The organism is Nakamurella sp. PAMC28650, from assembly GCF_014303395.1.
Classification (GTDB): Bacteria; Actinomycetota; Actinomycetes; order Mycobacteriales; family Nakamurellaceae; genus Nakamurella.
This window is the reverse complement of the sequence record NZ_CP060298.1, coordinates 361,101-376,851: the sequence shown is the minus strand read 5'-3', so window position 1 is coordinate 376,851 and position 15,751 is coordinate 361,101. Positions and strand designations below refer to the sequence as shown.

Sequence of the window (15,751 nt, the reverse complement as noted above, 5' to 3'; positions counted from 1 at the left end):
CCGGACGTGTGACGTGCCGGAAAGTATCCTTGTGCGGTGATACCCATTGCTTTCAGGGACTTCTTCGTCGCCGCCGTCGGTGTAGCCGGCGCGCTGGTCGGCCTGCTGTTCGTAGCTGTCTCGTTGGCGCCACGCCGGTTGCGCAACCCGGAAACCGCAGTGGTGGCGCAAGCACAGGCATCGGCGGCATTGCTGATGTTCACCAACACGATCACGATGGGCCCGCTGGCGTTGCTGCCTGATTCCCATGTTGGTTGGCCTGCCACCATTCTGGCGACCCTCGGCCTCGTCTATGGGGCCGCGACCATGCGGCTGGCGATGGTGAATACCTCGGCCACCGCGCAACTCCGGCGTATCGCCGTCGGGGCGTTGATCATCTGCGTGGTCGAGGGTTGGGGTGGCATCTCGGCCCTGATCGACAGAAACGCCACCACCCCGGCCTCTCTGGTCGGTGCCAGCATGATCGCCTCGTTGCTGTTCGGTATCTCCCGTGCCTGGGAGTTGGTCGGCCTGCGCGACGTTGGCTTGTTCCGCTCGTTGTCCACCTTGCGGCACCCTGACGCCGCGTCGACGGTGGGGCCGGAGATCAGCCCGGACGATACCGCTGGAAGTGGGTTGTGAGTCGCGTCCCCGTCGACCGCGGGCCGACCCTGACCTGACCTGACCTGACCTGGAGTCGCCAGGTGAGGAAGGGTCAATAGTCTGCGCGGTAGTCATCTGCACATGCTCATCGACCCGGAGGGTGTCGCGGCTTCGCTCGGCCGCCGGCTCGGGCAGATCGGCTTCACCCCCGGACCTGAGGTCGGCACAGCGTCGGAGCCGTTGACCTGCAACGGTTTGAGGACAAGAACCGTCAGATCTACCGTCGACGATGCCGATCTGCCGACCGGCAGGATGACGCCGTTGTCCGTTCGCGTCTCGGGACCGTCCACCCATTTCCCCTGTGGCGCAGCGATTTCTGGCCCTCCGGATGGACGCGGTGGTGCCCAGGGTGTATCGGCCGCGGGGGGCGCTGCTGTTCGGTCAGCTGGTGGGGCCCGTGTAGAAGTAGGGATCGAGGACGCGCACCTCGGTAATCCGGTCGACCGGGAGCTCGTTCGCATGCGCCGCAACGCGGATCGCCTCGGGCGAGGGTGCGTCGTAGATGCAGAAGGTCGTCGATTTGTCGGTGCTCACGTAGGAGTGCACCCAGGTGACGTCGGACTTCATGTTGTTGCCGACGACGGTGGTGCAGACCTGAGCGCCTTCGGCGTTCATCGGGATTTCCAGGCGGTCCGGGAAAGTGCGCTCGACCAGGTAGCGGGGCATGGCGTCTCCTGAGATAGTTGATCACTCGGGCTGAGCGATGTCTTCGACGTTAGGGGGCCGGCTTCTGGTCCACATCGGGGTCGACCCCCTATGTTTCGTTGCCGTCCCCCCTAACTTGCAGCTGACGGCGGGAGCGCGAATTGGTCTTCCGCAGCACTGCAGACACATGGTGTTCGACGGTTTTGACGGACAGGTGCAGCCGGCCCGCGATCTCGGAATCGGTGTAGCCGCCGCGGATCCAGCTCAGAATTTCCCGCTCGCGAGCGGTCAGGCCGGCGGGATCGGCCGCCGTCGTCGTGCGCGGCCCACGCGGAATCCTGAGGACGCCGAGTCGGCGTAGCTGCCGGGCGGCCCGCTGCCGGCCGGGGGCCGCGCCCAGTTCGGTGAACGAGTCCAACGCGCGCCGAACCGTCACCGGATCGTCCGAATCGCTTCAGGCCTCGGCCGCCTCGTACGGACAGCCGAGGTCGGTCCACAGGTCGCCGGCCTCGGTGAAGGCGCCCTGCACCTGGAGCAGGTACGGCTTGGCTGCCATCGGCGGGATCTGGTCGGTGAGTCGGTGCCGCCACATCCACAGTCCGAGTTCACCGATGGCCCAGGGGTTCGCACGTGCGAGGGCGAGTTCGTAGGCTTCGATCAGACCACTCCGCCCGTCGTCGGTCCGGCCGGAGAGCCACAGGGCCTCCGCTCGGGCCGCGGCCACGGGAGCGATGCGCTGCAGCGACTGCGTGGTGTCGGCGATGCGCTTCGCGTGGTCCAGCGGGGACCAGACGTCCGGGTCGCCTCGCCGGGCGCGAATCCGCCCGCGCACCGTGTGGGCCACGATCGCGGCGATTCCGCCGGGGCTGGAAGGTGCCCCGAGGATCGCGTCGACCGACGTCGTCGCCTGCGACCAGCGGCCCTGTTCGAACAGGCAGCGGGCCTGCCATGCCCGGGCGTAGTCGGCGTGCAGATCCAGATCCTGGGCGACGAAGTACGCGAGGGCCTCCTCAGCTGCCTTCGCGCTCTCGGCGTACCACCGGGCCTCGCCGGTCGCCGAGACGAGATTGGCGTGCGCCTGGCCCAACTGCGCGTGCAGCCGGCCGTCGCTGGCCAACTCGATCGCCCGGTGCAGATGTTGCGCCGACGGGCTCCCGCCGTCCAGGAGCTCCGCGCAGCCGAGCGCCTGCAGGGCGGACACCAGGCTCGGGGTGTCGCCGAGCTGCTCGGCCAGTTCGACGCTGCGCCTGGCCAGCCGGCGCGCCTCCGGCAGCGCCCGCGCGACCATCCGGTTGAGTGCGAGGTGCGCGAGTGCTGCCGCCAGCTCTCGGGTGGGTCCCAGGGGTTCCAGCAGGTCGACGGCCTGCTGGGCGAAGGCATGGGACGCAGCTTCTGCGGGCGTGGTGCGGCTGAGCCAACTCAACGCCGTTCCCCGCACCCGCACGTCGGTGCCGGGAGGGCAGAGCGCGAGTGCCCGGTTGGCCGCAGCCAACGCCTGCGCCCCTCGCCCGGCCAGGAACTCGGCCTCGGCCAGCCGGATGAGGACCAGGGCGAGTGCGGACGGGCCCGTGCCCGCGGGCGCGCCTTCGACCGCGCGGCTGAAGTGTTCGGCCGCGGCGCGATGCGATCGAGTCTCCACGGCACGGTCACCCGCAGCCTGCTCGGCATCGAAGGCGGTCCGGACCGCATGCGCGTGGTGGGCGTGGAAGGCGATCACCGCCGGCTCGGTGTCGCCCAGTCCGATCAACCGTTCCAGCACCTCGGCGTGCAGCGAGGCCTTCCGGGCGGGGTGGAGACCGTCCTCGATCGTCAGTCGGATGAGTTCGTGTCGAAATTCGACGTGGGTGTCGTCCGCCTCCAGGATGGCGGCCACAACGGCCTCGTCGAGGTGTCGCCAGTCCTCGGCGAGCAGTCGGGTGTCCGTCCTTCCCGGGATCACCGACAGCATTTCGACCAGATGTCGGGACGGGTCGGACAGTCGACCGACCCGGGAGGCGACCTCGTCGGCCAGGGTCGGTGAGATCCGGCGACCCGACGCCTGGGCGAGTTCCACGACGAGGAACGCGTTGCCCTTGGTGAGCTGGTAGATGTTCTCCACGTCCTGCGCTCGGCCCGTCAGCTGCGCGACGGCGTCCGCGGACAACGGTGCCAGCACGATGCGCTCGACGGTGCGCGCGGAAGCCAGGTCGCCGAAGAATGATTGGAGGGGATGGGCGGGGGCCAGCTCGTCGCGGAACGTGACCACGACGAGGCCACGGGAGAATTCGATCCGTCGTCCCAGAAACCGCAGCAGTTCCGCGCTCGCGTCGTCGATCCAGTGTGCGTCCTCCACGACCAGTGGGATGGGCTCGCCGCCCATCCAGTCCAGAAGCGTCTCCCGCAGATCGTGGTCGGCCCTGCCGCCCCAGATGATCCGGGAGATGTCGCGGAACGGCCCGAGCGGGCGTGGCGTGGAGAGCGGTTCACAGAACCCCCAGGCCGCCGTCCGGCCAGGAAAGGCCGCGCGCACCAGTGAAGTCTTGCCGGCGCCGGCTTCCCCGGACACCGCAACGATGGAGCCGTGTCCAGCCCGGGCTGCCGCATGGGCGGCCGCAATGCGGGCGACGAGATCATCGCGCTCGACCAACGACACCTCGCGAGACTAGCGCTCCGGTGTCGCGAGGTGGACGATCAGCGCCCCGCGATCTGCGATGTCGGGTGGATGTCCCGATCGAAGTTTGCGTGGAAGTGTTGCCGGGTCCTTCGCCGGCTAACCCAGCGTGGCCCGTACCTGCTCTGGCGGCGGGCCGTCGGGGTCGATGAGTACGACAGCATCGTCGAAACCGGCTTCTGCATAGCGCTGCAACGCTTCTCCCATCGGGCCGAGGTCGTGCTCGTCGGCCAGCCGGAGGGCACACACGATGGCGCGCCGGCCACCCGCCGCCCGGAACCGTTCGTGGGCGGCGATGATCTGGTCCGTCGAACGGCGAACGCCGGAGGCGAGCCAGCCATCGAATTCGCGAGCTGCACGCTCGACGTTGGCGCCCCAGGAACCCAGGAGGAGTGGGATCCTGCGGGCCACGTCCGCCGGGGCGATGTCGACCCGGGCGTCCCGGCCGTATTGCAGTAGAGGCCGCAGCCGCGCCATGTTCTGCTCGAAGGTGCGAAAGCGCGCGGCGTAGTCCTGGTCGAACGCGGCGTAGTCGGTGTCGGTCGACCCGGGGCTGACACCGAGGGTGAGCCGGTCGCCGCACACCAGTGCCAGCGACAGCATCCGATGGGCCAGGTCGACGGGATGGTGCAGAGCGACCTGCACCGTCGCCGTCCCGAGCTCCACGCCCTCGGTCGCCGTGGCCGCCACGGCCAGGGTGACGAACGGATCCGCGACCATGAAACCGCGCCCGATCACCTGCGGCACCCACAGACTCTCGAACCCGGCGCCCACCAGTCGTTTCGCCCGTTCGGCGATCACCATCGGAGGCCCCGGGGACAGGTGGGCGAGCGTCGCACCCAGACGCATCCGTCCGCCGTCAGTCCGCTGTCTCGGACAGGTCCGCTGCGAACCGGTCCGCTGCGAAACGCGCGTACCAGCGCAGCGCGTCGGGGTCGTCGACCGATGCGATGTTGGCGACCTTCTCGAGCGGCTGTCCGGCGAGCAGCTTCTTGATCGGAACCTCGAGTCGCTTACCGGTGAGGGTGTGCGGGACGGCGGGGGCCTCGACGATCTCGTCCGGCACGTGACGGGCCGTCAGACGGGTGCGGAGCGTCGCGGTGATCTTGTTCTTCAACAGGTCATCGAATGCTTCGCCGGGGGCCGGAACCACGAAAAGTCCCAGCCAGTAGCCGTCATCGGGCAGATCGAGGCCGACGACCAGGGTCTCGCTGATCTCCGGCATGGTGTCCAGGACGTCGTAGAAGTCGGCACTGCCCAGCCGCACGCCCTGCCGGTTCAGGGTCGCGTCCGAACGCCCGTGCACGGAGATGCTCCCGTCGGAGTGCATGGTCACCCAGTCCCCGTGTCGCCAGACACCGGGCCAGGTCTCGAAGTAGGACTCCGTGTAGCGCACCCCGTCGGGGTCGTTCCACAGGTACACCGGCATGGCCGGCATCGGCTGGGTGACGACCAGGTCGCCGACCGAGTCGATCACCGGCTCACCGTTCTCGTCCCAGGACGCGCAGTCGACCCCCGCCAGGATGCCGCCGATCCGTCCGACCCGGACGGGCGAGTACTCGTTCGCACCGACGAAGGAGCCCGAGATGTCGGTGCCGCCGCTGGTCGAGTCGATCCGCAGATCGGCACTGACGTGCTCCATCACCCAGAGGTAGCCTGCCGACGGCAGGGCGGACCCGCTGACCAGCAGATGACGCAGCCGGCCCAGGTCGAGTCCCTGCTGCCGTGGGGAGATACCGGCATTGGCGGTGGCGGTGATCACCGCGGCGCCGAGCAACATCACCTGCGTCCCCGTGCGGGCCGCGACCTCCCAGATCGCTCCCGCCGGATATCCGGGGCTGCCCTCGTACAGGACCAGGCTCGCCCCCTGCATGAGCGCGTTGATCTGGATGTTCCACAGCGCCCAGCCGGTGGAGGTGTAGGTGAAGATCCGCTCGCCCGGACGGAGCCCGGCGTAGAGCCCTGACCACTTGAGACCCTCCAGGGTGATCCCGCCGTGTCCGTGCACCAGGCCTTTGGGCAGCCCCGTCGTCCCGGAGGAGAACAGCACCCACAGCGGGTGCGAGAACTCCACCTGCTCGAAATCCGGCGGCTCCTGGCGGGCCAGCAACTCCTCCCACGGCGTCGAGCCGTCCGGCGGCGGACGGTCGAACACATAGGGGACGTGGACGAAGTGACGAAGCGTCGGCAACTCCGCCCGCAGTCGCGCGACGACGTCGCTGCGGTCGACATCCTTGCCGTTCCAGTGGTATCCGTCCGCGGCGATCAGCACCGTGGGATCCAGCTGCGCCAGACGACCGATGGTGCCTTCGGCCCCGAAGTCGGGGGAGCAGCACGCCCACACCGCGCCGACCGAGGCGGTGGCGAGGCAGGCGATGGCGGCGTGCTCCGTGTTCGGCAGGTAGGCGGCCACCCGGTCGCCGGGACGGACACCCGCCCGGCGCAACCAGCCGGCCGCCGCCGCCACCGCCAGACGCAGTTCGCCGAAGGTGATCTCCCGGGCCGGGTGGCCACCCTCCTGGACGCAGACCAGGGCGACCGCGTCCGGTGCCCCCTTGCGCAGCAGGTGCTGCGCCCAGTTCAGCCGGGCCCCGGTGAACCAACGGGTGCGGGGCATCGGGTCGCCCGTGCGCACCTGCGTCCACGCGGTAGAGAACGCGACCCCGAAGTAGTCGACCACGGAGAGCCAGAACCGATCCAGGTCCTCGACGGACCAGGCCCACAGGGCATCGTGGTCGTCGAACGGCCGGCCCTCCCGGATTTCGAGCCAGTCGAGAAAGGCTCGCAGAGCCGACTTCTCGATGCGTACGGCCGAAGGACTCCACAGCGTCTCTGCCATTCAACTCTCCTTACCGATATCGGCCGACCACCGGCACCACCGCACACCGGTCGAGCGGGACAGCCGGTGAGTTGCCATACTCGCCGGACAAGCGACCGAGATGGAGTGCCGGATGGTCATGGACAACTGCCACGCCGCACCAGCGGCACGGTCCTGATGCGACTGCCTGCGGCCCAGGCCCGTGCCCGGTTCGCCACCGGCCGGGTGGCCAGGCTGGCCACCGTTTCGGCTGACGGCATCCCGCACCTGGTGCCGGTGACGTTCGCCGTCATCGACGAGCGGATCGTCTTCGTGATCGACGACAAGCCTAAGAGCACAACACATCTGCGCCGCCTCGACAACATCGCAGCCCGGCCCGCCGTCTGCCTGCTTGTCGATTTCTACGATGACGACTGGAGCAGGCTGTGGTGGGCCAGGGCGGACGGTAGGGCATCCGTGCTGGACACCGACGACGAGGCAGTCGACGTGCTCGCGGACCGTTACGCGGTCTACCGCGAGCGCCGCCCACGCGGCCCGGTCGTCTCGATCGACGTCGCCTCGTGGAGCGGCTGGACGGCGACTCCTACCACGCACCTCAGACCGCGTTGACCTTGGGCATGATCTCCTCGTTCAGGCGCTTGAGGTCATCGAGCGTCTTGGACGTCGGCACGTCGCGGAACGGCGGCCACAGCAGAGGCATCGTCATGCCGGCTTCCTGGTAGCGCTTCAGGATGTCCTCCACCTGACGCGCGGATCCCACCAGCAGATTGGAGACCTTGCCGGCCGGGGTCTGGTCCACGTCCTCGTCGGTGATCATGAACCAGATCATGCTGCACATGTCGAAGTTCTCCGGCAGGGTGCCACCCATCTCGTTCAGTTCACGCTCGATCTCGGTGCGCCAGCGTTTGATGTCCTCTGGCGCGTCCTGGATACCGATCCAGCCCGAGAGTCCGTATTTGGCAATGCGTCTCGCCGACCGCTTGGCATCCTTCAGTCCGCTGAAGTAGATCGGCGGGTGCGGCTTCTGAATGGGTTTGTGCCCGAACCCGGACAGTTCGAAATCGGCGAATTCGCCGTGGTATTCGAAAAGATCATTGGTCCAGATGCCCTGCATGATCTCGATCGTCTCGCGCACATGGGCATGGCGGCGCGGGAACAGGTCGGTGACGCTCGCCGCGGCGAACTCCTCGGGCATCCAACCGGACCCGATGCCGACGTTGAGCCGACCATTGCACAGGTGGTCCTGCGTGGCGAGCTCGGCGGCGAGCACACCCGGCGAGCGATAGGGCGTGTCGATGATGCTCATGCCGATCCGCACCTTCTCGGTCTTCGCAGCGAGCCATGGAATCAGCGTCATGCCCTGGAACCATTCACCCCTGGCGATCACTGGCATCTGCAACGGGAAATCAGTCATCATCCCGAAGGGAAACTTCAGCTCCCCGCGATCGGAAGCCTCCGGAACGATGATCCGGTCGAGCGTCCAGACCGAGTCGAAATCGAGATCCTCGGCCAGCGCGGTGAGGTCTTCGAGCTCTTTCAGGGTTACCTTGTCCCGGAAATTGGGAAGATACAGCGCGAGCTTCATTGCTTGGCCCTCCTCGGGACGAACGCATGGAATTGACTGGTCTCCACCATCACCGCCTGCAGGGCGGCTGGTGCAAGCGACAGCATGTGGCATGCACTTCGTCCGTCGCTACCCACGAAAGAGGGTGCCGGACCGACCGGGGCGGGCGGGGCTGGGCTGGGCTACGGCACCAATCCGCGGCGTCGAGCCTCCGAGAGGGCTTGGAACCTGTTCTCGGTCCCGAGCTTGTGGCTGGCCGATTTCAGGTAGGCCTTGACCGTTTCGGTGGCCAGCGACAGCCGATCGGCGATCTGTCGGTTGGTGCAGCCCAGGGCAACCTCGGCCAGCACATCGATCTCGCGTAGGGTCAGGCCGGGATCTGGTTCCGGCACAGCTCCCGGACGCCCGATCAGCCTCTGGGTCGCCTGCAGCAGGCGGCCGCGGAGGATCGGGTCGTCGACCATCTGCGAGAGCACCCGCAATTCGCGGTAGACGTCTCGAACGTCCTCCGACGACGCCGGTGCCGGGCTCAGGGACGCGCCCATCAACCGCAGCCGGATGTCGACCTCGTCGTCGATCTGCAGGCGATCGGCCAGACGTCCGGCCAACTTCACCATCTCTTCGACGACCCGGCCGCCGACCGGGGTGTCCGCTCTGGTCGCGGCGTAGAGAAGGCCCCGGGTCTGTTGTCCCACGAGCACCGGAATCGCTGCCGCCGAACGGATTCCCTCCCGCAGGACCGGCCGGTCGTAGTCGTGGGTGATGCCCTTGTCGGCCGCGTAGTCGAAGACGGTCTGCGGCCGCTGCGCCTCGGACACCTGGCCGCCCAGACCCATCCCCGGACGCACCAGCAGGCCATGAAGTCCCCGCGTCCTGGCACCGATGAACGATGACAGGCGGACCCCGCCGGCGCAGATCAGCCCGCCGTAGACGAAGTCGGTCCCGGACACCTCGTGACAGGCCCGGATGGTCGCACGCAGCTGATTCTCGGCGTCCGGTCGGGCCCAGGGAATCACGGTCATCGAGCCCGGTCCATACTCGAATCCTCCACGTTGAGGCGATCGCTGCACGTTCCGCGCACGCTAGCGGAACGCTCGCTCCCACCACAAGACCGGACGCCCCGCACCGCCCGACCCCGGCTTCCTCCGATGATCGATCAGGTCGACGTCACCGGCCGCCGGGGATCACTGCTGCGCCAATCCTTCGAGGGGGTGGATCGTGACGCCCTGGACCACCCGGTTGACCTCCCCGGCGGGGAACGGATTGTCAGGGGTGTGACCGAGCGCGATCGACATGTACAGCGCCAGCAGCTGGGCGCACAGGACGAAAGGTAGGGAGATGGCCGCGTCATCGACATCCTGGACACCGTCGATCGTCCAGGTGTTGTTCCCGTCGTGGTCGTCCGGGTGTGCCGTCACAGCGACGACCGCTCCCGGTGCGAGCGTCGCCCGGAGTTCGGCGACGATGTCGAGATCGTACTTTCGCGTGTAGGGGTCGGTGGAGATGAAGACGAGGACGAGCGTCGTGTCGTCGAGAACCGACTTGGGCCCGTGCCGGAACCCCAGCGGCGAGTCGTACCAGGTGGCGATCGTGCCGGCACTGAGTTCGAGCATCTTCAGCGCGGACTCCCGGGCAATTCCCTTCAACGGGCCGCTACCGAGGTAGACGATCCTGCGGTAGGGCCGATGGGCAACGGCCCGGATCTCGGCGGCGCTGGTGGCCAGCAATCGTTCTGCCGAGGTGGCGAGTCGCTCGGCGAGGTCGTCGCCCTGATCCGCACCGAGAACGAGCAACGCGGTGAGGAGCATGCAGGTGTAGCTCGACGTCATCGCGAAGCTGCGGTCGTTGGCGGCCGTCGGCATGACCCGCACGAGAGAGCGCGGTGCTCCGCTGTGATCGCGGTACAGCTCGCCGCCGCTGTTGCAGGTCAGTACGAGGTGATGGCATCGGGTGAGGCACTGGTCGGCGAGGCGGGTGGCCGCGACACTTTCCGGACTGTCACCAGATCGGGCGAACGACACCAGGAGCGTGGGAACGTTCTCGGCGAAGTTCAACCGCGGATTGGAGACCAGGTCCGTGGTGGCGATGGCCTCCACCCGTCGGCCGGTGGCACGGGCGAGGTACGGGGCAAGCACTTCTCCGGCGAACGCGGAGGTGCCGGCCCCGGTGAGGACGATGCGCAGGTCACTGATGTCCAGCAGCGGGCGGAGGAACGCGTCGGTCTCTGCGCCGACCGAGGCCACCGTACGGGCCACCTCCCGCCACAGGGCGGGTTGCTGGGCGATCTCGCGGGCGGTCCACCGGGCACCGGCGGCGTCGAAGTCGATGGGCGGTTGCCCCAGGATCGTTGTCATGCGGGTAGCTCCTCGAGGGCGGTAGAGGCAGGGTCGCCGGGACGTTGACGCTCGTCGGTGGCGGTGCGCTTCAAGAATGTAGTGCCGCGCGGGGATGGTCTGACACGGCGGTGCAACTATTTGGCGCTTCCGGCCAGCAGCCCGTTGACGATGTAGCGGTTGAAGCTGAGCGCGAGCACGGCGGGGACGGCGATGGCCAGGATGCCGGCAGCGGACAACAGGGTCGACGGCACGACATGTCGCCCCTGCAGCGCGGCGATGACGACGGTCAGCGGCTGGGTGGAGAGGTCGCTGGAGAGCACCAGGGGGAAGAGGAACTGCGCCCAGGCGAACAGGAAGGTGATCAGCGCGGTGGAGACGATCCCGGGTCGGGCCAGCGGCAGCAGGAGGTACCACAGCACCTGCATCCGGCTGGCGCCGTCGATGAGGCCGGCCTTCTCGATCGTCATCGGCAGGCTGGCGAAGTAGTTGTGCAGCACCCAGGTGGCCAGCGGGAGAAACCCCGAGACGTAGACGAGCACGATGCCGGTGTAGGTGTTGACCAGACCGAAGGTGCTCATGATGCGGTACAGCGGGATCAGGGTGGTGTAGGGCGGGAAGGCCATGGTGGCCAGCACCGCGAAGAACAGCACGTTGCGCCCCCGGAAGTGCATGCGGGCAAAGGCATAGGCAGCCAGGGTGGCGAGCAGGACGGTCACGATGGTGGCGAGCCCGCACTCGACGATGATGTTGAGCATGGAACGGCGGATGCCGGACGCGACGCTGCTGTTGGGATTGAGCAGAGTCCGGAAGTTGACCAGCGTGGGATTCAGCGGAAAGTATTGCGCCGGTCGGGCGTGGGCATCGTTCTCGGTCTGCAGGCTGGCTTTTGCGGCCCAGTAGATCGGGACGAGGGACCAGATCACCAGCAGGGCGATACCCACGGCGCGCACCGGGTGCCGGCGCCGGTTCACAGCTCGACCCTGCGGTAGATGACCCGCACGACTCCTGCGCACACGACGCAGGTCGCTACCGCGATCAGCAGCGAGAGTGCGTAGCCCTGGCCGAAGTTGAGGTTCTGGAAGCTGATGAAGTACGTCTGCATCGTCAGCGAGGCCCCCGTCGAGGCGGCCCCGTTCAGCACATAGGGCTGGTCGAACACGTTGAAGGTGGCGATGACGGCCTGGACCATCGCCACCGCAATATCGGGGCGGGCCAGCGGCAGGGTGACGCGCAGGAACGCGCGCCACGGGCCGGCGCCATCGATCGCGGCGGCTTCGTAGAGCTCACCCGGGATCAGCTGCAGCGCCGCCAGGATGAGCAGAGCAGACAGCGGGGTGATCTGCCAGACCTGGACCAGTTCGATGAGAGAGATGGTCAGCAAACGGTTCTGGCCGATGAGGATGCCGGTGCCGGAACCCAGGTGCAGGGTGGACACCAGACTGTTGATCAGGCCGGAGTTGGGATCGAAGATGCCGGTCCACAGGATGCCCTCCACCACGCCGGGCAGCGCCCACGGGAGGATCAGGATGGCGATGACCACGCTGCGCCCGCGGAAGGCGCCCTGGAGCAGGACGGCCATGGCCAGGCCGAGCACGGTCGAAAGACCCACGCCGACGAACATGTAGAACGCGGTATTGCCGATGCTGTTCAGCACCGCGGGGTCGTGGAAGACCTGGACGAAGTTGTGCAGTCCACTGAATCGCACCGGTGGATCGAGTTCGTCGACGGTGAAGAACGACTGGACGATCGTGAAGGCAGCGGGGACGAACGCCAGGCCGAGGATGAAGATGGCGACCGGGGCGATGAGCAGGTACGGCAACAGGTCGGGCCGCCGGCGCACGCGCACTGCCCCCGGCGCGACGGATCGAGCTTCGGATTGCGATTCGGAATCTGATTCGGAATCTGATTCGGTCGGTGGCCGGGGTCGGCCGGTCGACGGTCGTGCCCGGCCCGGATCCTGTGGTGGAGAGGGGGTCACGACCCGCTCGAGAGGCTGTCCGCGGCGGAGGCGATGGCCCCGATGGCTTGGTCGGTGCTCATCGCGCCGGTGGCGGCGGCATGCAGGTTGGTGTAGACCGCGTTGGAGAACTTCGGATACCAGGTGGGGGCGCCGTCCAGGAAGACCGGCCTCGAAGTCTTCAGCAGCTCGGCCAGCATCTGGCCCTTGGCCAGACCTCCACTGGTGGCCAGCTTCTGGACCGCGGACAGGTGCGACGGCAGGGTGTAGGCACTCCAGGCCTTTTCGGGCCCGTTGAGCCCCGCGAAGTCCTCCTGCGTGGCGGCGGAGGTGAACCACTCGATGAACTTCGCCGCCGCCTCTGGGTACTTGGCCTCCTGCGGGATGCCGATGCCGTCGGGGTTGGACAGGTTCCCGGCGACCTTGCCGACGCCGGGGGTCGCTATGTACTGGGTCCTGCCGACGACCGAAGACTGGGACTTGTCGTTGTACAGCGATCCGACGGTCCCCGAGTAGTCCGAGAACGTACTGGCGACCTGACCTTTGGCCATCAGGGTCTGTTCGCCCTGGCTGTCCGTGACGTTGATGTTGCCCGGCGGAACCAGGCCGGTCTTCATCGCCTCGACCATCCAGGCCGCGGCCTGGTAGCCGGCGGAAGTTCGTTGCGTGAACTGGGGTTTGCCTTTGCCGTCCAGGATCGCGCCGCCGAAGGCGTTGGTGGTCTGGTACCAATAGGTCGACAGACCCTCGGCCGCGGCGAACGGGATGTTCAGCGGGTACTGGACCACGCCTTTGCTCTTGACCTGTTGGAGAGCGCTGGTGTATCCGTCTATGGTCGTCGGCATGGTCGTGATGCCGGCCTTCGAGAACATGTCGGTGTTGACCGTGCTCACCATGTAGGAGGCGTCGTAGGGGATCGCCACGACGTGACCGTCGGAGATGAAAGAGGTCAACTGCGGCACGTCGGCCTTGAGCCCGGCGGTGTCCGTGTATTTCTCCATCGGCCGGAACCAGCCGAGCTTGCCCAGTTGGCCCACCCGCGACCAATCGACGTCGGTGGCGTCGGCGAAATAGGTCTTGGCGGTGGCCGCGGCGGAGATCTTGGTCTGCAGGCTGTCCCAGTCGATGTTGACCCAATTGACCGTGATGCCGGTCTGCTGGGTGAAGGCGGCAAGGTCAGCGGCGGGCGGCGGGTCGGCGGCCAGCGCCACCGTGATCGTCACGCCCTTCGTCTGGTCCGAGGCGTTCGAGGTGGACCCGCCTCCACCGCAGGCGGTGGTGACCATGGCCAGGACCGCGACCGCGGCCAGCGTCGGGGCGCGTCGCCGCGAGGCGGGGAATGGTCCGGAGCTTCTGCGCATGTTGCCTCCCAGGGTGAGCGCTCGGCGGACCTCACGCTGCCGGATCTGTCCGAATGATGCGCGATTCGGTCCCACAACGCTGCGCATTTGTGAGCGATTGGTGGGCTTAGCCTCAATCTTTCTTGAGATGACTGGCCTTCCCTCGGCGCGATAGATCTGGTGTTGTGACGCCCACCGCGGGTCTGCGGGTTCGTCAGAGCGACCCAGGGTCATCTGGGTGGTGCCGGATTCCACGTTCCGGTGGGTCTTCTCGATGTTGGTCGGGGTGGGGGTGCTGCGGTCAGGTGGCCTGCTTGAGGGCGTGCAGTCGGGTCAGGCCGGTGGCGAACAGGTGCTGGTGCGGGGCGTGCCCGGACAGCCGCAGCCAGACTCGTCGGGATCGGCGCGCAATGGTCGCCGCCACGGAGAACAGTTGCAGCCGCAGCCGTTTCGGTTCCCACCGGCGGGCGCCGGTGCCGGTCAACGCCAGCATCTGCAGCCACGCGGTCAGCTCCGTCGCCAACTGGACGACAGCGACCCAGATCTGATTCTGAGCGAAGGCAGTCAAGGGTAGGTTCCGCAGGCCGGTGTCTTTCGCATTGCGGATCCGGTCCTCGCAGCGGGCCCGGTGGCGGTGCCGCAACTCCAGGTCCGCGAGTTGCCCGCCGGTGGTGTTGGTGACAAACGCGGTCAGCCGGTTCCCGCCTGAGTCGGTGAACCGCAGCTGCGCCCCGGGGTGCGGACGTTCGGCCCGCACGATCACCCGCATCCCCGGTGGCCACGTCGCCAGGTCCAGCAGGCCGGTGAGTTCGGTGACCCACGCCCCGTCGCGGACCTTCCCATCGCCGTCGTAGGCCGGGGTCCACCCTTGGTCGGGGATCAGGTTGATCTTGTCGACGATGTCCTGCGTCAGCCCGAACCCCACCGAATACGACAGGCCCTGCCCGGCCAGCCACTTCAGGTATTCGTGGGTGCCGCCGCCGCTGTCGGCGCGGACCAGCACCCTGCGCCCAATCCGGCCACCGCGGCGGTTGAAGGGCAACTGCCGCAACGCATCCTTGGTGACCGCGATGTGGTCGGCGGCGGTGTTGGATCCGGCCCTTCCGGGGCGCAGCATCATCGACAGTGGCTCACCGGTGCCGTCGGGGCCGTGATCCACCCACGATCCCAACGGATGGAACCCGAAACCGCGCTTGTAGGTCGGCGCCGCCAGTTCCTTCTCCGAATGGGAGGTGATCAACGTAGCGTCCAGGTCGATGATCAACGGCCGGTCCCGGTCGATTCCGAAGTCAGGGGCGTCCTTCCCGGCCATCTTCCACACCCGCTGTCGGACTGCTGCTCTGGCCTGGTTGATCGCCGCCAACGCGGCCTGCGGGGTCGCGGCCAACGAGTCGACCAGGCGGGACACTGTTGGGTCCGAGGCGACCCGGCCGAACACCGCCGGCTCAGACCGCAACGCCGAGATGTCGGCCAGGCAGTCCCCGCCGATGGCGACGCTGACCGCCAGGTCCAGCAGGATCTTCCCCGGATCCAGCACCGCCCACTGCTTGCGCCACGGCGCCAACGCCGCAGACAAAGCCCGGTCCAACCCGACCTTCCCGGCGGTGGTGACCAGCAGCACAGCACCGGCGTGGGACACCACCCGCTTCGCGGTCGTGTCCACTGTCAACGGCGGGTAGAAACCAGTACGCTTCGACACTAGAAAGGTGCTCCAGTTTGCTGACGATATGGACCTCAGAGACCCTCATTATCGCAGGTCGGGGCACCTTTCCCTCACTCCGAAACGCCCCGTCAGCTAT

14 protein-coding genes are annotated in these 15,751 nt (G+C 67.6%); 2 read left to right on the top strand and 12 right to left on the bottom strand.

Features of this window, described 5'->3' with window-relative positions; translation table 11 throughout:
• Nucleotides 1–36 precede the first annotated feature (36 nt).
• Complete coding sequence (locus tag H7F38_RS01660; RefSeq protein ID WP_187092582.1) at nt 37–621, top strand: hypothetical protein; 585 nt, start codon at nt 37–39, stop codon at nt 619–621.
• A 402-nt stretch (nt 622–1,023) separates the two neighbouring features.
• Here H7F38_RS01660 and H7F38_RS01655 read toward each other — a convergent pair whose 3' ends face one another.
• The 5 genes from H7F38_RS01655 to H7F38_RS01635 all read right to left on the bottom strand — a co-directional run bounded on the left by H7F38_RS01655 (nt 1,024) and on the right by H7F38_RS01635 (nt 6,776).
• Nucleotides 1,024–1,308, bottom strand: a complete 285-nt coding sequence (locus H7F38_RS01655; protein ID WP_187092581.1) for a DUF4242 domain-containing protein — start codon at nt 1,306–1,308, stop codon at nt 1,024–1,026.
• Between the two features lie 88 nt (nt 1,309–1,396).
• A complete protein-coding gene (locus tag H7F38_RS01650) occupies nt 1,397–1,723 on the bottom strand; it encodes a helix-turn-helix transcriptional regulator (protein WP_187092580.1) in 327 nt (108 codons plus the stop codon).
• A gap of 18 nt (nt 1,724–1,741) precedes the next feature.
• Nucleotides 1,742–3,919, bottom strand: coding sequence for an AAA family ATPase (locus tag H7F38_RS01645; RefSeq protein WP_187092579.1), 2,178 nt, complete (start codon nt 3,917–3,919; stop codon nt 1,742–1,744).
• A gap of 117 nt (nt 3,920–4,036) precedes the next feature.
• Complete coding sequence (locus tag H7F38_RS01640) at nt 4,037–4,786, bottom strand: LLM class flavin-dependent oxidoreductase (RefSeq protein WP_187092578.1); 750 nt, start codon at nt 4,784–4,786, stop codon at nt 4,037–4,039.
• A 10-nt stretch (nt 4,787–4,796) separates the two neighbouring features.
• Nucleotides 4,797–6,776 carry an acetoacetate--CoA ligase gene (locus tag H7F38_RS01635; RefSeq protein ID WP_187092577.1) on the bottom strand — a complete coding sequence of 660 codons (1,980 nt, stop codon included), beginning with the start codon at nt 6,774–6,776 and terminating at the stop codon, nt 4,797–4,799.
• 156 nt (nt 6,777–6,932) lie between these two features.
• Here H7F38_RS01635 and H7F38_RS01630 point away from each other — a divergent pair, with 156 nt between their 5' ends.
• Complete coding sequence (locus tag H7F38_RS01630) at nt 6,933–7,364, top strand: TIGR03668 family PPOX class F420-dependent oxidoreductase (protein ID WP_187092576.1); 432 nt, start codon at nt 6,933–6,935, stop codon at nt 7,362–7,364.
• On the opposite strand, the gene H7F38_RS01625 is transcribed toward H7F38_RS01630, so the two are convergent.
• From H7F38_RS01625 to H7F38_RS01595, 7 genes are all read right to left on the bottom strand, one after another.
• Nucleotides 7,351–8,340, bottom strand: coding sequence for an LLM class flavin-dependent oxidoreductase (locus tag H7F38_RS01625; RefSeq protein WP_187092575.1), 990 nt, complete (start codon nt 8,338–8,340; stop codon nt 7,351–7,353). The genes H7F38_RS01630 and H7F38_RS01625 overlap by 14 nt on opposite strands.
• 161 nt (nt 8,341–8,501) lie before the next feature.
• Entirely contained in the window at nt 8,502–9,341 is an 840-nt protein-coding gene (locus tag H7F38_RS01620; protein WP_187092574.1) for a LuxR C-terminal-related transcriptional regulator, read from the bottom strand.
• Between the two features lie 162 nt (nt 9,342–9,503).
• On the bottom strand, nt 9,504–10,673 hold the full coding sequence (locus H7F38_RS01615; protein WP_187092573.1) for an SIS domain-containing protein: 1,170 nt from the start codon (nt 10,671–10,673) through the stop codon (nt 9,504–9,506).
• A gap of 116 nt (nt 10,674–10,789) precedes the next feature.
• A complete protein-coding gene (locus H7F38_RS01610) occupies nt 10,790–11,626 on the bottom strand; it encodes a carbohydrate ABC transporter permease (protein WP_187092572.1) in 837 nt (278 codons plus the stop codon).
• The gene (locus tag H7F38_RS01605) at nt 11,623–12,495 is read right to left on the bottom strand and encodes a carbohydrate ABC transporter permease (RefSeq protein ID WP_187092571.1); all 873 of its coding nucleotides are present in this window, start codon (nt 12,493–12,495) and stop codon (nt 11,623–11,625) included. Before H7F38_RS01605 ends, H7F38_RS01610 begins: the two co-directional genes overlap by 4 nt.
• 134 nt (nt 12,496–12,629) lie before the next feature.
• Nucleotides 12,630–13,973 (bottom strand): ABC transporter substrate-binding protein, encoded by a 1,344-nt coding sequence (locus H7F38_RS01600; protein ID WP_187092570.1) that lies wholly within the window; start codon nt 13,971–13,973, stop codon nt 12,630–12,632.
• Between the two features lie 280 nt (nt 13,974–14,253).
• Nucleotides 14,254–15,651: an IS1380 family transposase gene (locus tag H7F38_RS01595; protein WP_187092569.1), complete on the bottom strand. Its 1,398-nt coding sequence runs from the start codon at nt 15,649–15,651 to the stop codon at nt 14,254–14,256.
• Between the last annotated feature and the right edge of the window lie 100 nt (nt 15,652–15,751).